This window comes from Halorubrum lipolyticum DSM 21995 (assembly GCF_000337375.1).
GTDB lineage: Archaea > Halobacteriota > Halobacteria > Halobacteriales > Haloferacaceae > Halorubrum > Halorubrum lipolyticum.
The window spans coordinates 86,604-105,243 of sequence record NZ_AOJG01000040.1; the positions used below are offsets into that span (position 1 = coordinate 86,604).

The window sequence follows — 18,640 nt, forward strand, 5'->3', positions numbered from 1 at the left end:
GTCACCACGGGCCGTCGTAGTTCACGCGCGGGCGGTCGACGTCGATCCCGAGCCCCCGGAGCGCCGCGGTCGCGTTCTGGACGGGCGAGGGCGCCGGGCGGTCGAGCGCGTCGGTCGTCGCCTCGGCGAACCGCACCGTCCAGTCGCCGTCGACGACGACGACCGCCCGGCGCGGGATGTGCGAGTGGCCCTCCCACGAGTCGGCGATCAGGTCGTACGAGTCGGCGACGCCGCCGTGGAAGTCCGAGACGATAGGGAAGGGGAGGTCGAACTGGTCGGCGTACGCGAACCCCGCGTACAGCGAGTCGCCGGTGAGCGCGACGACGGCGAGGTCGTCGCGGTCGTGCCAGCCCGCGTCGCGGACCGCGGCGAACGCCGCGGTACAAGTGGGGACGAAGTTCGCGGGCGCGAAACAACAAACGATCGCCTCGTGCCGGTCGACGAGCCGGAACAGCTCCAGTTCGACCGCCGTCCCACCGGCGACCGCGGGCGCGACGAAATCCGGGGCCTTGACGCCGACATCTATCACGGATGACAGTCACGGACGTGACTTATAAATACTCTCCCCTGACCCTCCGGTTCAGTCAGACGTGCGAGAGCTATCAAATAAAACGATCAAATCGCATGATGACGCCTGAGAGCACTGCTCACGGTGTAAAAGCTATACGCGTGGCCGACCGAGGGAACGCGTGTTCAGCGCCCACGCCGCGACCGCGCTCGCCCTCGTCGAGGGCTACGGCGCCGTCGCGGTCTTCGCCGTGTTCGCGCTCGAGGGCGCCCTCGTGGGGAAGGTGCTCCCGGCGCGGACGCTGTTCGTCGCCGCGGTCGTCGCCGTCGGCGTCGAGGCGGTCGCGGTGCTGCCGGTGTTCGCCGCGGCGGTGGTCGGCGCGACCGTCGGCCAGTCGGTCGTCTTCGCGGCCGTCCGCCGGTTCGACGTTGATCCCGCGGCGCTCCCCCTCGTTCCGGTCGGCGAGGGGCGACTCGACGGCGCGGGCCGCTGGTTCGACCGGTGGGGGCTCCCCGCGGTGGCGGCCTCGAACGCGGTGCCCGGGACGCGCGGGTGGCTCGCCGTCCCGACCGCGAACGCCTCGTCCGTCTCCGCGCCGCGGTTCGCCGCCGCGTCGCTGGTCGGGTCGACCGCGTACGTCGGCGCGCTCCTCGCCGTCGGCGTCGCGGTGGCGCTCGGGTTCGGGAGCGCGGCGGAGCTCCTCGGCGCCGAGTGGGTCGCGGCCTTATAAAACGGCTACCCACCTGCCCGTCCGTTTTAGATGACCGTCCCGTGTTTCTTGTCCGGCAGGTCCTTCTCCACGTCCTCGTAGAAGGCGAAGCGGGCGGCCAGTTCCTCCCGGAGCGTCGAGGGCGGAACGATCTCGTCGATGACGACCTCGCTGGCCATCCGGTGGATGTCGATGTCCTCGCGGTACTCCTCGCGAAGCCGCGCCTCGGTCTCGGCGCGCTCCTCGGGGTCGTCGATCGCGGCGAGCTTCCGGGCGTAGACGGCGTTGATCGCTGCCTCCGGTCCCATGATCCCTATCTCGCCGGAGGGGAGCCCGATCACGCTCTCGGGGTCGTAGGCGGGCCCGCCCATCGCGTAGATCCCCGCGCCGTACGCCTTCCGGACGACGACGGTCTGCTTGGGGACGGTCGCGGAGGAGGTGGCGTAGATCATCTTCTTCCCCTTCTCTAAGATGGCGTCCTTCTCGACCCCCGAGCCGGCCATGAACCCCGGCGTGTCACAGAGGTACAACAGGGGGATCTCGTAGGCGTCGCAGGTCCAGATGAACTCGGCGGCCTTCTCGGCCGCGTCCGGGAAGATGGCGCCCGAGCGCTCCGTGGGCTGGTTGGCGACGACGCCGACGGGGCGCCCGTCGATCCGACAGAACGCCGTGACGATCTCCGGGCCGTACCCCTCCTTCAGCTCGAAGACGGACTCCGCGTCGGCGACCCGGTCGAGCAGGTCGCGGGCGTCGTACGGGCGGTTCGGCGACTCGGGGATCAGCTCGTCGATCCCCTCCGGGGAGAATTTGGGGGGCTTCGTCTCCCGTTTCGGGGGCTTCTCCCCGGCCCGGTCGGGGAGGTAGCCGATCAGGTCGGCGACGAGTTCGCGAGCGTGCTCCTCGTCGCGGGCGACGAGGTCCGCGGAGCCCGACTCCTCGGCGTGGACGCGCGGGCCGCCCAAGTCTGCCATCTCGATCTCCTCGCCGGTGACCATCTTCACCATCCGCGGCGAGGCGATCGCCATCGCGGACATCCCCTCGACCATCACGGTGAAGTCGGCGAAGACGGGGGTGTACGCCGCGCCGGCGATACAGGGGCCGTACAGCACGCAGATCTGCGGCACCGCGCCGGAGAGCATCGAGTGGTTGTAGTAGTACTTCCCGATCCCCTCGCGGTTGGCGAAGAAGCCGGTCTGCTGGTCGATCCGGCCGCCCGAGGAGTCCATCAGGTAGAGCACCGGCTTCCCCGTCTTCAGGGCGCGCTGTTGCATCCGGAGGAACTTCTCGACGCCCTTCGCCGCCATCGACCCAGCCTTCACGGTGAAGTCGTTGGCCATGAAGTGCACGTCGCGCCCCTCGAACTCGGCCGCGCCGGTGAGCAGGCCATCGCCGGGGAGGCGGTCGCCGCCGGCCTCGTTGGGCTCGCCGTCCTCGTCGACGGCGTCGCGGTTCGGCGCGTTCGGGTGCCAGTCGTCGAACGCGGCGAACTTCCCGTCCTCGAAGCGGAGCCCCGCCGGATCGCCGTCGGTCGCGCTCGCGTCGCCCGCGCCGCGCGTCCCGCCCTCGCCGCCGAACCAGAGGTCGAGCCGGTCGCGAACGAACAGCTTCCCCTGCTCCGGGAGCCGCTCGCGGTACTTCTCCGGGCCGCCCTCGAGGATGTCGTCGATCTCGGCCCGGAGGTCGCGCTCGCGGTCCGTCGGCCCGAGGTCGTCGTCGAGGGGGTACGCCGTCTCGGGCGGCTCGGCGCTCGCGGCCGGCTCGTCGCTCTCACCGACGTGGACGTCGACGTCGACCCCGAGGTGCTCCGCGAGCGACTTCGCTATCGCCTCGGCCTCCTCCGGCGTCGCCGCCGCGCCGACGTGGACTTTCATGGGCGCAAGATTTGCGGTAGATCCTAAACAGTTTTCCATGCGGGTTTGCGGTCGGGCCGGCGGGTCGGTATTTAAATAAGATATAAAAAGACGAACCGCGCCGCTCAGTCCAGCGCCGTCTCCAGCCGCTCGACCAGCCCTTCGTTGCCGACGTACAGCGGCACGCGGTCGTGGACGCCCTCGGGCTCGACGTCGAGGATGTCGGTCTCGCCGTCGGTGGCGGCCCCGCCGGCCGCCTCAACGATGTAGGCGATGGGGTTCGCCTCGAAGGAGAGCCGGAGCTTCCCCTCGGGCGCGTCGACGAGGGCGGGGTACGCGAAGATCCCGCCGTAGGTGAGCACCTGGTTCACGTCGCCGACCATGGCGCCGCCGTACCGGAGCTTCAGCTCGTCCTCGATCTCGCGGGCGTAGGCGGTGAACGCGTCGGGCCAGTCCGGGACGCGCCCGCCGAACCCGTAGACGAGCGGGTCGTCCGGAAGCGTCAGGTCCTCCTCGACGACCGAGCGGGAGACCGATCCGTCGGTGTCCTGTTCAATCACCTCCTCGCGAACGCCCCCCTCGTCGGCGACGACCATCGTCGTGATCGGGCCGTAGAGCACGTAGCCGGCGGCGACGAGGTCTCGCCCGGTGGCGGGCAGCGGGGCGTCGTAGACGCCGACCACGGTGCCCATCGCGTTGTTCGACCGGAGGTTCGAGGAGCCGTCGAGGGGGTCGATCGCGACCGCGTAGGCGCCCTCGCCGACCGCGCCGCCGGCGTCGACGGCGGTCTCGCGCTCCTCGCTGACGAACGAGCCGACGCCGTCGACCGCGGTGATCGCGTCGCCGAGCAGCTCGTCGGCGTACAGGTCGCCGGCCATCACGCTCTCGCCCGAGGCGTTCTCCGTCCCGCTCTCGACGCGGCGGCCGGGGAGCGCGGCGCGGATCTCGGGGGCCGTCTCGGCGACCGCATCGAACACAGCCTCGACGACCGAGTCCGCGTCGCGGTCCGGGGCAGGGTCGGTCATCAGTCGTCGCTCTCGGCGATGGCCAGCGCCTCGTCCGGCTCGACCTCTTGGAAGATCACGGCCTCCAGCGCGTCGAGGATGCGCTCGGGGTCATCGCGCTGGAAGACGTTCCGCCCGACCGCGATCCCGGTGGCGCCCGCGTCGATGGCGTTCGCGACGTTCCGGAGGAACGCCTTGTCGTCGCGCATCGTCCCGCCGGACATCACGACGTCGGCGGGGCCGGCCATCTCGACGGCGTGGCCCATCGCCTCGGCGGAGCCGGGGTACTTGACCTTCACCACGTCGGCGCCGAGCTCTAGGCCGAGCCGCGCGCCGTACGAGATCACGTCCGGGCTGCCGTCGTTGCGGAGCCCCTGTCCGCGGGGGTACGACCACATGACGACGGCCATGTCGTGCTCGCGGGCGCCCTCCTGCGCTCTCCGGAACTCCTCGGCCATCTCGACCTCGTGGTTCGAGCCGCCGTAGACGGTGAACCCGATCGCGTCGGCGCCCAGCCCGGCGGCGTATTCGGCCGTGCAGTTGACCGCGCTGTTGGGCTCGCCCATCCAGAGGTTCGAGGTCCCGTTGAGCTTCAACAGGAGGTTCACGTCGTCCTCGTAGTCCGGGTAGTACGCCTCGGCGAGCCCCTTCTGGACGGCCAACGAGGTGACCGCCTCGTGGGCGGCGAGCTCGAATATCCGCTCCGGGTCCGCCGTGTCGGGGTTCGGCTCGAAGTCGACGGGCCCGTGTTCGAGTCCGTGGTCGTACGCGAGGATGAGCGACTTGCCGTCCCGCTCGATGTTGTCGGCGGCGTGAGGAAGCATCAGTTCGTACTTCCGTTACATCGATAAAAAACGCTATGGTCGTTTCGGTGGACGTAAAGAAACGGAATCGACTGTGTACGCGGGTTTCACTCGGACACGCGACGGATCCGCGTGCGCCATACTTACTACTCAAATAGTAAATTATCACGCCGGCGTAACAAACGGCGTCGGGAGGGTCGATTCGGTCGTCCCCGGAGTCGCAATACTTACCACCCGCGGCGCGGCAGCGTCTCGCATGCGAGAGCTATCCGAGATCGACGTCGTCGGCGTGGTGGGGGCCGGCACGATGGGCAACGGGATCGCGCAGGTCGCGGCGACCGCCGGCTACGAGGTCGTGATGCGCGACATCGAGCGGGAGTACGTCGATCGCGGGTTCGACAGCATCGGCGACAGCCTCGCGCGGCTCGACCGGAAGGACCGACTCGACGAGGACCCCGGAGCGATCCGCGACCGGATCACGGGCACGACCGACCTCGACGCCCTCGCGGCCGCGGACGTCGTCGTCGAGGCCGCCGTGGAGAACCTCGACGTGAAGAAGGACATCTTCGCCGACCTCGACGACGTGACCGACGACGACGTGGTCCTCGCGACGAACACCTCGACGCTGTCGATCACGACCATCGCGAGCGCCACCGACCGCGCGGGCGACGTGGTCGGCCTCCACTTCATGAACCCGGTCCCGATAATGGACGGCGTGGAGGTCGTCGTCGGGGAGCGCACCGCGGACGCCGTCGTCGACTTCGCGCACGCGTTCGCCGAGGACCTCGGGAAGGAGACGTGGGAGGCCGACGACAAGCCGGGCTTCGTCACGAACCGCATCCTGATGCCGTGGATCAACGAGGGCGTCCGGGCGTACGACGAGGGCGTCGCCGACAAGGCGGACATCGACCGCGGGATGACGCTGGGGACCAACGTCCCGATGGGCCCCCTCGAACTCGCCGACCACATCGGGCTCGACGTGGTGTTAGACGCCAGCGAGACGCTCCACGACGAGCTCGGCGACCGCTACAAGCCGGCGTACCTCGTGAAGCGAAAGGTGGAGGCCGGCGACCTCGGCAAGAAGACGGGACGGGGGTTCTACGAGTACGATTAGCTGTCTTTCGTGCCGTCCGTGTCGTTGCTCGCCGTCCACCGGCGCGCGCCCGGGAGCAGGCCGACGAGCTTCGTCACGTAGCCGAACTTGAAGAGGCCGAGCTGCGAGAGCGCGCCGAGGGCGAAGACGGCGAGGAACGCGGGCGCGGTCACGTCGAACAGCAGCGGTTCGACCGACATCTGCGCGGTGGCCGCGTCCAGCGTGGCCGGCGTGACCGACCGCGACGCGAACGCCGCGCCGATGAACGCGGTCGAGACGACGAGCGTCGTCCGGCTCAACACGAACCCGAACAGCGCGCCGACCGCGACGCCGGCCAGCGTCGCGCCGACGAGGAGGAGGGTCCCCTCCACCCCGGCCGCGTCGGCCGCGTACATCGGGCCGACCGCGAACCGCCCGGCGAAGCCGCCGACGAGCCCGCCGATGGCGACGACCGCGAACGAGAGCCCGGCGTACGCGAGGAAGCCGCCGACCGCGGCGCCGATCGCGGCCGCGGCCCCCGTGAGGACCAGCCCGTCGACCGCGATCAGTCCGGCGAGGTTCGGCGCGGCGAGGTAGCCCGCGCCGGCGCCGACGAGGACCCCGGTCAGCGTGACGGCGTAGACGGAGACCGCAGCCCCGACGAACGCGAGGAGCAGTCCCGCGACGACGAGCCCGGCCGAGAGTGGCGTGATCATGTCACCACGTGGACCCCGGTTCGACTTAAAAGGTCGCGGGACGTGAACGTCGGCGGCGCACCGGTGGCGGGTTCGGGGCGCGGATGGCGGGCCCGAGCGGCGTCCTCACCGCGCCCGACGCCCCGCCTGCCGGTCGACGTATCGGGTGTAGCCGCCGACGGCGAGGCCGAACCCGACGACGATCAGCCCGAGGCCGAGCATGCGGGTCGTCCCCAGCGTCATCAGCCCGAGGATCACGCCGAAGACGAACGCGAACACGCCGGCGACGACGACGCCGACGTCGAGGAGCGGCGAGGGTTGGAGGCTCTCGCAGTGGGGGCAGATCCGCGCGTCGCTCGGGATCGGCTCCCGGCAGTCGACGCAGTGGACGCGATCGCGGGACACGCGAGGGGATTGGCTGGTCACCGACTTATAAGCGATCACGGACTCGGGAGCGAACGCCTCGGAAGGCTCAACCGCTCGTTTATAAATCGTTGCCGGCGGCGGATCGACGGTGACCGCCTCCGGCCCTTTTGAGTCCCGCACCGCGACCGCACCGCACAGCACCGCCCCTCACGCCTCCCCAGCCTCGGCGGACGGGTCAGCGCGGGCGGCGCCGCGCTGACCCGTCCGCCTCCCTCGCGGGCCCCTCGCGGCCGCCATCGGCGGCCGCTCGGCGGCGCGCCGCGAGAATTCGGTGATAAGCGAAATCGGGCGCTTATAAACGCCGATCGTGGACAGACCGCGTGAGACTCAGTCCGCCGTCGCCGCGTCCGCGGCGTCGCCGCCCGTCTCGAGCGTCTCCTCGACCTGCGTTACGACGGCGGCGAGCGCGACGACGGCGAGGGCGGCGCCGGCCGCGAAGGGAACGAGGAACCCGAAGCCGTAGAGCCACCCGGACGCCAGCGGCCCGACGGCGACCCCGAAGCCGAACCCCATCGTGAGCACCGACAGCGTCGTCCCGGACTCGCCCTCTCGCGCGAGGTCGCCGGCGAGCGCCAGCGACGGCGCGAACACGCACGCGACGGCGATGCCCTGCGCCAGCCGGACGAGCGTCATCACGACCGGCTCGGTGACGATCCCCTGCAGGAGCGTCGTGGGGACGAGCAGCGCGAACCCGGCCAGCAGGAAGGGCCGGCGCCCGATCCGGTCGCTGGCCTGCCCGACGGGGACCTGAAACAGGACGTTCGCGATGGTGACCGCCGCGAACTGGAGCCCGAACCACACCGGGGGCTGGTCGAGCCGGGCGTTCACCTGCGTCTGGAGCGTCGCGAACAGCGCGATGCAGATCCCCATCACGACCGTCGCCAGCCCGAGCGCGAACACCGGGTCGAGCAGGCGGTCCTCGCCGCGGACGCGGATCGAGAGGTCGTCGCTCGCCTCGCTCGCCTCGGCGGCGTCGCGCACGAGGAGGAAGACGAGGACGAAGCTGAGGTACGCGCCGGCGCAGGCGGCCGCGAACGCGGCGTCGAACCCGTCGAGGACCGGGAGCCCGATCGCGGAGAGGTCGTACGGGCCGCGCTCGACGACGGCGCCGGCGAGGACCGGGCCGAAGCCGAACCCGATCAGCCGGAACGTGTTGTACACGCCGAAGTTGCCGCCGCGGTCGGCGTCGCTCGCGGCGTACTCGTTGACCAGCGCGACCGTCGCCGGGATGATGAGCGACGCGCCGAGCCCCTGCGCCGCGCGGAGCGCGACCAGCTGCCAGTAGGCGTCCGCGATCGTGTAGAGCCCGCTCGCGGTCCCCAGAAGCAGGATCCCGGCCAACACGAAGGGGCGGCGCGCGCCCGTCCGGTCCGAGAGCCGGCCGGTCAGGGGTTGCGAGAGACTGTTGAGAAAGCCGAACAGCGATAACACGAGCCCGATGAGCAGCGGTTCGGTCAGCGTCACCGACGCCGCGCCGACGCCGACCGCCGTCCCGAGGAGCGACTCGATGTCGACCAGGTCGCTCGCGATGTACAGCGGCAGGACGACGATGAGAAAGGAGTTGCCGGCCGCACCGACCATCCGGGCGAGCGCGAGCACGATCACTCGCCGATCGGTGTCGGCGACGCCCGAGAGCAACCCCATCGGAGCCGAGTTCGCCCGCGAGCCCAAAGGCGTTTGCGAACGGGGGGGATCGATCCGGTTCCGGCGTGGACCCTGCCCGCGGGGAGACGCGACGCCGACTACGAGGGGCGCCGGACGCCGCGGATCTCGAACCGCGCGCCGCCGTCGACCGCGTCGGCCGCCTCGACGGTCCACCCGTGGGCCGTGGCGATCTCTTGCACGATCGCCAGCCCGAAGCCGGTGTTGCCCTCGGTCCCGCTCTGTCCGGGTTCGAAGAGCGTGTCGCGGAGGTCTCCGGGGATCCCGGGACCGTCGTCCTCGACGTAGAACCCGTCGCGGAGGTCGCCGACGCGGAGCCGCACGTCGCCGCCGGCGTGCTCCGCGCCGTCGCCGGGCGCCCCCCGGCCGCCAGCGGACCCGTGTTCCACGCTGTCGCCGGGATCCGCCCGGCTGCCAGTCGAGCCGTGCTCGACGCTGTTGCGGATGAGGTTCTCGAACAGGTTCCGGAGCCGGTCCGGGTCGGCTAACACCTCGCCGTCGGCCTCGACCGACAGCGAGGCCGACCCGGTGTCGACCGTCTCCCAGCTGTCGGCGGCGACCGCGGCGATCGCGACCGGCTCCGGGTCGCCGACGGTCTCTCCCTCGCGGGCGAGCGTGAGGGTGTGCTCGACGATCGACTCGATCCGGTCGAGCGCGTCGGCCGCGGCGTCGAGGCTCTCGGGATCGTCCGTCGCGTCTCGCGCCAGCCCGACTCTCCCCTGCGCGACGTTGAGCGGGTTCCGGAGGTCGTGGCTCACGATGCTCGCGAAGGCGTCGAGCCGCTCGTTCTGTCGTTCGAGCGCCGCCTCGCGCTCCTTGAACGCCGTGATGTCCTCCTGAAAGCCGACCCACTCCGAGACCGACCCGTCGCCGGCGCGGATCGGCGCGACGCTGACCCGGTTCCAGAACGGCGTGCCGTCCTTCCGGTAGTTCAGCAGCTCGACGCTCTCCGGCTCCTCGGCGTCGATCGCCTCCCGGAGTCGGGCGACCGGCTCCGGGTCGGTGTCCTCCCCCTGCAGGAACCGGCAGTTGACGCCGACGGCGTCCTCGCGGTCGTAGCCGGTCACCTCGACGAACCGGTCGTTGACGTACACCATCGGGTTGTCCGAGAGATCCGGGTCGGTGATCGTGATGCCGACGGGGGCCTCGTCCAGCGCGCGCGTCTTCGTCTCCAGCTCCTCGCGGCGCTCGCGCTCGTCGGAGACGTCTCGAAGGATGCCGACGCTCCCCTCGAAGCACTCGCCGTCGTACGGGAGCGCCGCCATGTGGTCCCGGCAGGGGATGGGGTCGCCCTCCTTCGGGACGATGTCGACCGAGAAGCGCTGCACGTCGGGGCCGGAACTCGAGAGGACCCGACCCAGCCGGTCTTCGGCCTCGTCGACCGCGTCGTCGTCTTTGATGAGGCCCGGCTTGCTGCCGACGATCTCCTCGCGGTCGTAGCCGGTCAGCGCCGCGAACGGCTCGTTGACGAACCGGAAGACGCCGGTCTCGTCGACGACGTACACGGGGTAGCCGAGCGCGTCGATGACCGTCGAGTAGCGGTCGGCGATCTCGCGGGTCCGGTGTTCCTCGACCGCCTGCTCGACCCGGTTCGCGAGCCGGCGGAGCTGCTCGGGACCGCCCTTCTGGAAGTAGCCGGTGACGCCCGCGTTGAGCGCCCGACTGGCGATCTCCTCCGACCCCTTCCCGGTGTAGAGGACGAACGGGAGCCGGGGGTGCGCCGCGCGGATCGCCTCGAAGAGCTCCAGCCCGTCGGTCCCGGGCATGTCGTAGTCGCTGACGACGCAGTCGAACTCGCCGTCGTCGAGCCGATCGAGCGCGGCCGACGGCTCCGTGACGCTCGTCACCGCGACGGACCCCAGCTCGCGTTCGAGGTACGCCTCCGCGAGGTCCAGCACGGACGGGTCGTCGTCGACGTGCAACACGTCGATCCGTTCGGACATGGCGCGGTCTTCGGGCCCTCCCGATAAACGGATGTCGGCTCGGGTATCAGTTCTGAGGATCGCTCGGGGGCGACGGCCACGGTCGCCGGCGTTTCGACGCCGAGGCGCCGGAGTTCCACTACCGCCGCGCGTGGCTGATTCTTAAGGCCGCGCGGCGCGGAGCCTCGGACGATGGCGGGCGGCACGCTCCCGGGGACCGACGCGGCCGACGACGCGGAGAGCGACCGCGTCGTGTTCCACGTCGACATGGACTGCTTTTACGCCTCCTGCGAGCGCCTGCGACGCCCCGAGCTGGCGGGCGAGCCCCTCGTCGTCGGGATGGGATACGAGGCGGGGGAGACGATCGGGGCGGTCGCGACCGCGAGCTACGAGGCCCGCGCGTTCGGCGTCGAGAGCGCGATGCCGATCTCGGAGGCGCTGGAGCTGCTCCCGCGGCGGGCGACCGCCGACGGCGACGACCCGGACGCGCCCGACCCCGACGAGGCGGGTCGCTACCTCCCCGTCGACCTCGACTTTTACAAGGAGGTCGCGGGCGACGTGAAGGCCGTCCTCCGCGACTGCGCCGACGTGCTCCGGGAGGTGAGCGTCGACGAGGCGTACCTCGACGTGACGGACCGCACGGCGTGGGACGCCGCGGCCGGGGAGAGCGCCGCCGCCGGCCCCGCCGAGGTCCGGACGCTGGCGGAGGGGTACGCCCGGCACGTCAAGGAGCGCATCGAGCGCGAGGCCGGCGTGCCCGCGAGCGTCGGCGTCGCGCCGAACATGTCGACCGCGAAGGTCGCCAGCGACGCCGACAAGCCCGACGGGCTCGTCGTCGTGCCGCCCGGCGAGGTGGAGTCCTTCCTCGCGTCGCTGCCGACCGCCGACATCCACGGCGTCGGCCCGGTGACGGAGCGGACGCTGGCGGAGCTGGGGATCGAGACCGCCGGCGACCTCGCCGCCGCCGACCCCGACCGGCTCGCCGACGAGCTGGGCGACCGCGGCCGGGAGCTGTACCGGCGGGCGCGCGGCGAGGACGACCGGGAGGTCACGCCCACGGGACTCCCGAAGAGCCTCTCGCGGGAGTCGTCGCTGTCGGCGACGGCCGACGAGGAACGGAAGCGGGAGACGGTGCGCGCGCTGGCCGCGGACGTGGCCCGCCGCGCCCGCGAGCGGGGGTGTCTCTACCGCACCATCGGGATCAAGGCGGTCGAACCCCCCTACGATGTGAACACCCGAGCCCGGAGCCTCCCCGGCCCCGTCGACGACCCCGACCTCGTGGAGTCGGTGGCGCTGGACCTCCTCGGCGAGTTCGCCGACGACCGGGTCCGCAAGCTCGGGGTGCGCGTCTCGAAGCTCGACTTCGCCGAGAGCGACCAGGCGACGCTCGGCGGGTTCGATCCGGGGAACGGGGAGGAAGCGAGCGGAGGAACCCCGGACGCGGGGGGTCGTGCGAGCGCATCGGGGCGGCGGTCGGCCGCCACCGACGGCGACGGCGGGAAGCTCACCGACTGGGTGGGCGGCGAGCCGAGCGCCGGGAACGGGGGCGAGTCGGACGAGACCAGAGACCGACGGGCGAGCGATCGCGGCGACGGACAGGCGTCGCTCGGCGACTGGTCGTGAGCCGCACTCGACGCGCACGTTTATCACAGACTCGAAACGATCCGGACACATGTCCCTCGCTCGCCGCGTCCTCCTCGGCTCGAACCGGAACGCACCGCCCCGACGGCTCCAGCTCCTCGTCCCGCCGCTGCTCTTTCTCGTCTCCTTCGCCGCCTACGCGCTGGGCATCTTCGCTCACGCCGGCGGGGTCGTGTTCCTCGCGGTCGACGCCGCGGCCCTCGGCGTCCTCGCGGCCGCGGTCCTCGCCTACCGTCGGGCCGGGATAGCGCTCGCGTGGGTCTCCGTCTACGCCGCGCTAGTCGGAAGCAACGCCGATCACTACCTGCTGGGTCTCCCGGATCGGCCCCTCGGGGAGCGCGTCGCCGCGCTCCTCGAACTCGACGGCCTCGTCTTCGTCGGCGTCGAGGCGCTCGCGCTCGGGACCCTCGCGTGGATCGCCGGCCGGGGCGCGGTCAGCGCGGTCGACCTCGTCAGAGCCCGAAGCCGAGACGGCTCCCCCGAGTGAGGGGATTTAGGTGCCCGAGCGTCGACCCCGACCCATGGACGACTCCGCCGCCGAGCTCGCGTGGGAGACGCTCGACACCGACATCGACTACCGCTGTCCCGGCTTCGACGTGCGCCGCGACGAGGTGCGCTTCCCGGACGGCGACACCGACGGGTACCACTACGTCGACGAGCCGCCGGCGGTCGTGGTGCTCCCCCTCACACCCGACGGCGACGCCGTCGTCATCGACGAGTGGCGGCAGGCGGTCGGGCGGGTCAACCGTGGGCTCCCCGCGGGGTCGGTGGAGCCGGGGGACGATGACCTCGAACGCGCCGCCGCCCGCGAGCTCGCCGAGGAGACCGGGTACGAGGCCGACTCCTTCGAGCGCCTGACCACCGTCGAACCGACGAACGGGATGGCGGACTCGGTCCACCACCACTTCCTCGCGACGGGGTGTGAGCCGACCGCCGAGCGGGACCTCGACCACAACGAGTCGATCGCGGTCGAGACGGTGCCGTACGACGACCTGCTCGAGGCCGTCGTCGACGAGGGGCTCCGCGACGGTCGGACCGTGACCGCCGTGCTGTGGTACGAGCTCCTGTACCGGTGACAACGGAAACGACGGACAGGCCTTTGAGCGATCGGTTCGTACTGGGGTCAATGAGCGATCCCTCCGCGTCCGACGACGGTCCCGGCGACGACGCCAGAACGCGTGGCGATCCGACGAGCACCGCGGCCAGCGACGGCGGCGAGCCCGGCGGCGCCCGTGCGGTGGCCGACACCGTCGATCCGTCGGACGGGGAGGGCGGTGGCTCCGCGCTACGGACGATCGGCGTCGCCTTCGGGCTGGGTATCGCGGGCATTCTCGGCCTCCTGGTCGTCACCACGCTCGTCGGGGGCGCCGTCTTCGCCCTCTCGGCGCTCACCGAGTGGGAGCCGTCGCTCCTCGGCTCGTTCGTCGCGCCGTTCGTCGTCGGTCAGATCGTCGCATTCGTCGGCGTCAGCCTCGGCTACCTCCGGTGGCGGGGGATGGACCGGAGCGAGATGGCGGCGTACCTCGGGATCCGGCGGCCGAGCATCGTCGAGTCCGTGATCGCCGTGATCGGCCCGGTCCTCGTGCTCGTCACGGTGTTCGTCGTCGGCTCGCTCGTGTTGCTGGTCGGGCCGGAGCCGGCGCAGAACCAAGGCGCCCAGACGACCCTGGAGAACCCGTCGATCATCCCGGTCATGATCGTGGCCATGCTGCTCGTCGTGGGACCGTGCGAGGAGATCCTGTTCCGCGGTGTCATCCAGAGCCGGGCGCGAGAGGCGCTCTCTGTGGTTCCGGCCATCCTCCTCGCGGCCTCCGTGTTCGCGCCCGCCCACTTCGTCTCGCTGACGGGGGGCGTGGCCGCGATGCTGACGACGATCAGCCTGCTCTTCGTCCCGAGTCTGATCTTCGGCGCGGTGTACGAGTACACGGAGAACCTCGTCGTCGTCGCCGTGATGCACGGACTGTACAACAGCATCCTCCTGACGATCGGCTACGTCGCTATCAGGTACGCCCCGGAGATGGAGGGCGCGGGACAGGCGGGCGCGCTGCTGTTCGGCTTATAGATAGGCGTGGCGTCGCCGTCGATCATTTATACCCGAGCGGCTCTCGAGTCCGACCGACCCTCAAAAATCCGGAACTGCCGCTCGTCGAGGCGCCGGCGGCCTCAGCCCTCGAGCTCGAACGCGACCTCGACCTCCGCCTGGTACTCTCGGTCTGCCGCGCCCTGGAGCTCGACGCCGAACTCCTGTACCTCCGCCCAGTAGACGTTCTCCAGCGTGTCCTCGGCGCGGTCGATCGCCTCGTCGGCGGCGTCGTCGAAGCTCTCCTCGCTCGTCCCGATCAGCGTGATCTTTTTAAACACCATGTCACGTGCTAGTTGGACGCACGGCGATATAAAAGCAGGTGGGACTCCGCGACGGCGCGTGCGTCTCCCGCGAGTCCCCCGTCGCGGTCAGGGACTGCCGGGCGCGCCTTCCATCACCGCGAAGTCCCCGCCGTCGGCCTCGACGCCGATCACCGCCCAGTCGTACGGGGGCTTCGCGGAGACGAGCCGGTCGCGCAGATCGCCCGCGCGGTTACGCCACGTGACGAAACAGCGGAGCCGCGGGGCGTCGCCGCCGTCCGCCAGATACGGGTCCAGATCGTCGGTCTCCATACACAACACGGTCACGAGCACGCGCCGCCATTTCCGCTCCGCGACGAACTCCTGTCCGCCGTCGGAGACGGTGTACCCGAGTTCGCGAAAGACGTCTCTGGCCTCCGTCGTCGGTGGGATGCTCGCAGTGGCCATCTACCTCGACGTTGGCCGGCTTCCGTGATAAACTTTCTCACGATTTCGCGGCGGCGGTCATTCGTGCGCCGCGTCCCACTCGTCCGGCTTCCGGAAGTTGCCGCACTCCGTGCACTGGATCCGCCCCATCGTGTCCATCGCGGTGTCGAACGAGCCGCAGTTCCCGCAGCGGAACCCCCACCGCGAGGCCCCGTCGGCGTCGGAGAACACGACGAAGAAGGGTCCCTCGGACCCCCGCTCGACCTGCGTCCGATCGGTGTACACCCGCTCGCCGTCGGCCGTCGTCGACGCGTCGAGACTCATACCCGTCCGTATCGGTCGGAGCCGTTTAAAAGCGTGACTCGATCGCGATATCCGACGCCCGACTACGTCCGGAACGACTCGCCGCAGCCGCACTCGGAGACGACGTTCGGGTTCTCGACCTCGAAGCCGGCGGCCTGCAGCCCGTGTTCGTAGTCGAGTTTGCTCCCGCCGATGTAGTTCCGGCTCGCCGGGTCGACGAACACGCGCAGCCCGTGGTGCTCCACCACGAGGTCGTCGTCTTCCGGCTCCGTGTCGAACCGCATCCCGTACGAGAGGCCCGCGCAGCCGCCCTGCTGGACGAACAGCCGGAGCCCGGCCTCGTCCGTGTCGAGGCCCTCGCCCTCCAGGAGCGAGAGCGCCTCCTCCGCGGCGTCGACGGTCACCTCGATCGCCGGGTCGCTTCCCGTGTCGACCGTTTCGGTACTCATGCGAAGATCTTCCGTCCGAACGATAAAAACCCTGCCGGCGACGGCGGCGCGGGCGACACGGTTTTGACTCGGTAGCGAGTGAACCTGAGTATGACGGCGTCGCCGTCCCGCGTCGGGATCCTCACCGACGGGGACCTCTCCGAGGAGCAGCGCGCCGCGGCCGACTGGCTGGCCGCGCGCGACGGGATCGCGGTCGAGACGGTCGCGTTCGGCGACCTCGCCGGACCGACCCCGACCGCACCGATATCGACGGTTTCGGCCTCGAAACCTACCGATACGGCGGACTCCGCGGGACGGTCCCACCCGTCCCCGGACGGGTCGTACCCCGGTCCGGGCGTCGGTGACAGCGGCCCCCGAGGCGACCCCCTCGGTCGGTTCGACGCGCTCTGGTGGCACCGCGCGGCCCCGCTCGGCGGGAGCGACCCCCTCGCCGACGCGGCCGGGGCGATCGATCGGTACCTCGCCGACGGCGGCGGCCTCCTCTTGACCCTTCGCGCGATGGCGTCGGTCGACCGCCTCGCCGCGGAGTCGGTCCCGCCCGACCGGGTCGGCGAGGAGTCGCTCGCGGAGCCGACCGGCGTGCTGTGGCGGTCGCTGTACGCCGACCACCCGGCGATGGCGTCGCTGGAGGGGTGTCGACACCACGTCCGGGAGCACGGCGCGGTCCCGGCGGTCCGGTACGAGCGCGTGCTCCCCGAGCGCGGCGAGCCGCTCGCCTCGACGCTCCGCGGCGACACCGCGGTCCCCGACCAGGTGACGGCGGTCTCGTGGCGGGTGAGCGGCTCGGGAGCCCCCGGCGAGCGCGACGAACCAGACGAACCCGGCGACGAGCCAGACGAACCCGGCGACGGGCCCGGCGGCGCGGTCGTCGGGCTCGGCGCGCCCGTCCTGTTCGGCGAGCCGCCGGGCGGCGGCGGTCACGAAGCCAGCGACCCCGACGCCCCGGGGCTCGCCGAGACGCGCGACCGCCTCGTCGCCGGCTGCCTCCGGAGCGTCTCGGTCGGGGACGGGACGCCCGCTCGCCCGACCGACGCCGCCGACATGCGCCGGCTCCGCGACCGGGTCGACGACGCCGGCGAGGGCGGCCCCGGCGGGCGACCGAAGTACCACCTCACGCCGCCCGCGAACTGGCTGAACGACCCGAACGGGCTGATCCGGTGGGACGGGCGGTACCACGTCTTCTACCAGTACAATCCCGCCGGCCCGTTCCACAACACGATCCACTGGGGCCACGCCGTCAGCGACGACCTCGTGACGTGGCGCGACGAGCCGGTCGCGCTCTCGCCCTCCCCCGACGGCCCCGACCGCGACGGCTGCTGGTCGGGCTGTGCGGTCGACGACGACGGCACCCCGACGCTGCTGTACACCGGCGGCAGCGGTCGCGACCAGCTCCCCTGTCTCGCGACGACCGACGACCCCGGCCTCCGGTCGTGGGAGAAGTACGAGGGGAACCCCGTCATCGAGTCGCCCCCGGCCGACCTCGACGTCCTCGAGACCGAACACTGGCGCGCCGAGTTCCGCGACCACAACGTCTGGCGCGAGGACGGGCGCTGGCACCACCTCGTCGGGACCGGCCTCGCGGACGGCGGCGGCGCCGCTCTCCTGTACACCTCCGAGACGCTCACCGAGTGGACCTACGAGGGTCCCCTGCTCGCCGGCGGGCCCGACGCCGGCGCGGTGTGGGAGTGCCCCGAGCTGCTCGATCTGGGGGACCGCCGGCTCCTCCACGTCTCCGACTACGAGAACGTCGTCTACTTCCTCGGGACCGTCGAGGACGGGGAGTTCGCGGTCGAGTCGGAGGGAGTGCTCGACCACGGCGACTTCTACGCGCCGCAGTCGCTCGACGACGACGGCCGCTCGCTCACGTGGGGCTGGCTCCCCGAGGCCCGCGACGTGGACGCGCAGTGGGACGCCGGCTGGTCGGGCGCGCTCTCGCTCCCCCGCGTGATCGAGACCGGGCCCGACGGCGACCTCCGCCAGCGCCCGGCCGACGAGGTGGCCGAGCTCCGGACGGAGCGGCTCGCCGACGACGAGGCGGTGTCCCTCGCGCCCGACGACCGCCGCCGCCTCGACCTCTCGGGCGCGGCGATCGAGATCGAGGCGGAGATCGCGCTCGACGACGCGGAGGCGGTCGAGCTCTCCGTGTTCGAGACGCCGGACCGCGCCGAACACACCCCGATCCGCTACGCGCGCGACGGGACGCTGTCGGTCGACCGCGCCCCGTCGAGCCGGGACCCCCGCGCGTTCGCCGACCCGCAGTCGATGGCGGTTCCCCCCTACGACGAGCCGCTCTCGCTGCGCGTCTTCCTCGACCGCTCCGTGGTCGAGATCTACGCCAACGGTCGTCACTGTCTCACGAGCCGGGTGTACCCGACCCGCGACGACGCGGTCGGCGTCTCCGCGCGCGCCGAGGGCGGTCGCGCGGAGATCGCGTCGCTGTCGGCGTGGGAGCTCGGCGAGGCGATGCCGACGGGCGGCGACTGACCGGCCCGAGCGGCGGTCGGTCAGTCGTCGGTCGACTCCGCGGCCGCCGCCGGCTCGTCGGCGTCGACCGCGGCGCCTCGGTCGGTGAGGTCGCCGCTCCGCCACGTCCCCCGGCGGTACCACGCGTACGCGATGACCGCGCCGACGACGTTCGAGAGCGCGAACGACAGCCAGACGCCGGTCTCGCCGATCCGGCCGGCGGCCACCCACGCGATCGGGAACCGGACGAGCCCGAGCATCAGCACCGAGATGGCCGCGGCGGTGAGCGTCTTCCCCGCGCCGCGGAAGCTCCCGGTGTACGCGCGCATGATGCCGATGAAGCCGAACGTCAGCGCGACGATCC

The 18,640-nt window shown here is 71.4% G+C and carries 19 protein-coding genes and 1 pseudogene; 7 read left to right on the forward strand and 13 right to left on the reverse strand.

Annotated elements, in window-relative coordinates:
* Position 1: 1 nt before the first annotated feature.
* Complete coding sequence (locus C469_RS14525; RefSeq protein WP_008007926.1) at positions 2-529, reverse strand: redoxin domain-containing protein; 528 nt, start codon at positions 527-529, stop codon at positions 2-4.
* 160 nt (positions 530-689) lie between these two features.
* Here C469_RS14525 and C469_RS14530 point away from each other — a divergent pair, with 160 nt between their 5' ends.
* A complete protein-coding gene (locus tag C469_RS14530) occupies positions 690-1,238 on the forward strand; it encodes a DedA family protein (protein ID WP_008007928.1) in 549 nt (182 codons plus the stop codon).
* A gap of 26 nt (positions 1,239-1,264) precedes the next feature.
* Here the strand turns inward: C469_RS14530 and C469_RS14535 are convergent, their stop codons facing one another.
* The 3 genes from C469_RS14535 to C469_RS14545 all read right to left on the reverse strand — a co-directional run bounded on the left by C469_RS14535 (position 1,265) and on the right by C469_RS14545 (position 4,895).
* The gene (locus C469_RS14535) at positions 1,265-3,088 is read right to left on the reverse strand and encodes an acyl-CoA carboxylase subunit beta (protein ID WP_008007930.1); all 1,824 of its coding nucleotides are present in this window, start codon (positions 3,086-3,088) and stop codon (positions 1,265-1,267) included.
* Positions 3,089-3,192: 104 nt separating this feature from the next.
* Positions 3,193-4,092 (reverse strand): class 1 fructose-bisphosphatase, encoded by a 900-nt coding sequence (locus C469_RS14540; RefSeq protein WP_008007932.1) that lies wholly within the window; start codon positions 4,090-4,092, stop codon positions 3,193-3,195.
* Positions 4,092-4,895, reverse strand: a complete 804-nt coding sequence (locus C469_RS14545; RefSeq protein ID WP_008007934.1) for a class I fructose-bisphosphate aldolase — start codon at positions 4,893-4,895, stop codon at positions 4,092-4,094. Before C469_RS14545 ends, C469_RS14540 begins: the two co-directional genes overlap by 1 nt.
* A gap of 235 nt (positions 4,896-5,130) precedes the next feature.
* Here C469_RS14545 and C469_RS14550 point away from each other — a divergent pair, with 235 nt between their 5' ends.
* Complete coding sequence (locus C469_RS14550; protein WP_008007936.1) at positions 5,131-5,988, forward strand: 3-hydroxyacyl-CoA dehydrogenase family protein; 858 nt, start codon at positions 5,131-5,133, stop codon at positions 5,986-5,988.
* On the opposite strand, the gene C469_RS14555 is transcribed toward C469_RS14550, so the two are convergent.
* From C469_RS14555 to C469_RS14570, 4 genes are all read right to left on the reverse strand, one after another.
* The gene (locus C469_RS14555) at positions 5,985-6,662 is read right to left on the reverse strand and encodes a hypothetical protein (protein WP_008007938.1); all 678 of its coding nucleotides are present in this window, start codon (positions 6,660-6,662) and stop codon (positions 5,985-5,987) included. The genes C469_RS14550 and C469_RS14555 overlap by 4 nt on opposite strands.
* 105 nt (positions 6,663-6,767) lie before the next feature.
* Entirely contained in the window at positions 6,768-7,046 is a 279-nt protein-coding gene (locus C469_RS14560; RefSeq protein WP_008007940.1) for a zinc ribbon domain-containing protein, read from the reverse strand.
* Between the two features lie 348 nt (positions 7,047-7,394).
* Positions 7,395-8,711 (reverse strand): MFS transporter, encoded by a 1,317-nt coding sequence (locus C469_RS14565; RefSeq protein ID WP_008007942.1) that lies wholly within the window; start codon positions 8,709-8,711, stop codon positions 7,395-7,397.
* Positions 8,712-8,809: 98 nt separating this feature from the next.
* A complete protein-coding gene (locus C469_RS14570) occupies positions 8,810-10,672 on the reverse strand; it encodes a PAS domain-containing protein (protein WP_008007944.1) in 1,863 nt (620 codons plus the stop codon).
* 171 nt (positions 10,673-10,843) lie between these two features.
* On the opposite strand from C469_RS14570, the gene C469_RS14575 reads away from it, so the two are divergent.
* Genes C469_RS14575 through C469_RS14590 form a run of 4 tightly spaced genes read left to right on the forward strand, consistent with a single transcriptional unit; the run spans position 10,844 to position 14,354 of the window.
* Complete coding sequence (locus C469_RS14575; RefSeq protein WP_008007947.1) at positions 10,844-12,274, forward strand: Y-family DNA polymerase; 1,431 nt, start codon at positions 10,844-10,846, stop codon at positions 12,272-12,274.
* A gap of 49 nt (positions 12,275-12,323) precedes the next feature.
* Positions 12,324-12,779, forward strand: a complete 456-nt coding sequence (locus C469_RS14580) for a hypothetical protein (protein WP_008007948.1) — start codon at positions 12,324-12,326, stop codon at positions 12,777-12,779.
* A gap of 34 nt (positions 12,780-12,813) precedes the next feature.
* The gene (locus C469_RS14585) at positions 12,814-13,368 is read left to right on the forward strand and encodes an NUDIX hydrolase (protein WP_008007950.1); all 555 of its coding nucleotides are present in this window, start codon (positions 12,814-12,816) and stop codon (positions 13,366-13,368) included.
* A 50-nt stretch (positions 13,369-13,418) separates the two neighbouring features.
* A complete protein-coding gene (locus C469_RS14590) occupies positions 13,419-14,354 on the forward strand; it encodes a type II CAAX endopeptidase family protein (protein WP_008007952.1) in 936 nt (311 codons plus the stop codon).
* A gap of 101 nt (positions 14,355-14,455) precedes the next feature.
* Here C469_RS14590 and C469_RS14595 read toward each other — a convergent pair whose 3' ends face one another.
* The 4 genes from C469_RS14595 to C469_RS14610 form a co-directional block, all read right to left on the reverse strand.
* Positions 14,456-14,656 carry a dodecin gene (locus tag C469_RS14595; RefSeq protein WP_008007953.1) on the reverse strand — a complete coding sequence of 67 codons (201 nt, stop codon included), beginning with the start codon at positions 14,654-14,656 and terminating at the stop codon, positions 14,456-14,458.
* 87 nt (positions 14,657-14,743) lie between these two features.
* Complete coding sequence (locus C469_RS14600) at positions 14,744-15,082, reverse strand: DUF7116 family protein (protein WP_008007955.1); 339 nt, start codon at positions 15,080-15,082, stop codon at positions 14,744-14,746.
* A 57-nt stretch (positions 15,083-15,139) separates the two neighbouring features.
* A complete protein-coding gene (locus tag C469_RS14605; RefSeq protein ID WP_008007957.1) occupies positions 15,140-15,385 on the reverse strand; it encodes a DUF5816 domain-containing protein in 246 nt (81 codons plus the stop codon).
* A gap of 62 nt (positions 15,386-15,447) precedes the next feature.
* Entirely contained in the window at positions 15,448-15,813 is a 366-nt protein-coding gene (locus tag C469_RS14610) for a HesB/IscA family protein (protein WP_008007960.1), read from the reverse strand.
* Between the two features lie 90 nt (positions 15,814-15,903).
* Between C469_RS14610 and C469_RS14615 the strand changes: the two genes are divergently transcribed.
* A complete protein-coding gene (locus tag C469_RS14615) occupies positions 15,904-18,297 on the forward strand; it encodes a glycoside hydrolase family 32 protein (protein ID WP_008007962.1) in 2,394 nt (797 codons plus the stop codon).
* Positions 18,298-18,317: 20 nt separating this feature from the next.
* Here C469_RS14615 and C469_RS14620 read toward each other — a convergent pair.
* A pseudogene (locus C469_RS14620) lies at positions 18,318-18,640 on the reverse strand (MATE family efflux transporter); the annotation flags it as partial.

Excerpts from the sequence above, each read along its gene's own strand:
- C469_RS14535 (WP_008007930.1), bottom strand. The coding sequence starts at position 3,088 with ATGAAAGTCCACGTCGGCGCGGCGGCGACGCCGGAGGAGGCCGAGGCG.
- C469_RS14540 (WP_008007932.1), bottom strand. The coding sequence starts at position 4,092 with ATGACCGACCCTGCCCCGGACCGCGACGCGGACTCGGTCGTCGAGGCT.
- C469_RS14545 (WP_008007934.1), bottom strand. The coding sequence starts at position 4,895 with ATGCTTCCTCACGCCGCCGACAACATCGAGCGGGACGGCAAGTCGCTC.
- C469_RS14550 (WP_008007936.1), top strand. The coding sequence starts at position 5,131 with ATGCGAGAGCTATCCGAGATCGACGTCGTCGGCGTGGTGGGGGCCGGC.
- C469_RS14555 (WP_008007938.1), bottom strand. The coding sequence starts at position 6,662 with ATGATCACGCCACTCTCGGCCGGGCTCGTCGTCGCGGGACTGCTCCTC.
- C469_RS14565 (WP_008007942.1), bottom strand. The coding sequence starts at position 8,711 with ATGGGGTTGCTCTCGGGCGTCGCCGACACCGATCGGCGAGTGATCGTG.
- C469_RS14570 (WP_008007944.1), bottom strand. The coding sequence starts at position 10,672 with ATGTCCGAACGGATCGACGTGTTGCACGTCGACGACGACCCGTCCGTG.
- C469_RS14575 (WP_008007947.1), top strand. The coding sequence starts at position 10,844 with ATGGCGGGCGGCACGCTCCCGGGGACCGACGCGGCCGACGACGCGGAG.
- C469_RS14580 (WP_008007948.1), top strand. The coding sequence starts at position 12,324 with ATGTCCCTCGCTCGCCGCGTCCTCCTCGGCTCGAACCGGAACGCACCG.
- C469_RS14585 (WP_008007950.1), top strand. The coding sequence starts at position 12,814 with ATGGACGACTCCGCCGCCGAGCTCGCGTGGGAGACGCTCGACACCGAC.
- C469_RS14590 (WP_008007952.1), top strand. The coding sequence starts at position 13,419 with ATGAGCGATCCCTCCGCGTCCGACGACGGTCCCGGCGACGACGCCAGA.
- C469_RS14595 (WP_008007953.1), bottom strand. The coding sequence starts at position 14,656 with ATGGTGTTTAAAAAGATCACGCTGATCGGGACGAGCGAGGAGAGCTTC.
- C469_RS14600 (WP_008007955.1), bottom strand. The coding sequence starts at position 15,082 with ATGGCCACTGCGAGCATCCCACCGACGACGGAGGCCAGAGACGTCTTT.
- C469_RS14605 (WP_008007957.1), bottom strand. The coding sequence starts at position 15,385 with ATGAGTCTCGACGCGTCGACGACGGCCGACGGCGAGCGGGTGTACACC.
- C469_RS14610 (WP_008007960.1), bottom strand. The coding sequence starts at position 15,813 with ATGAGTACCGAAACGGTCGACACGGGAAGCGACCCGGCGATCGAGGTG.
- C469_RS14615 (WP_008007962.1), top strand. The coding sequence starts at position 15,904 with ATGACGGCGTCGCCGTCCCGCGTCGGGATCCTCACCGACGGGGACCTC.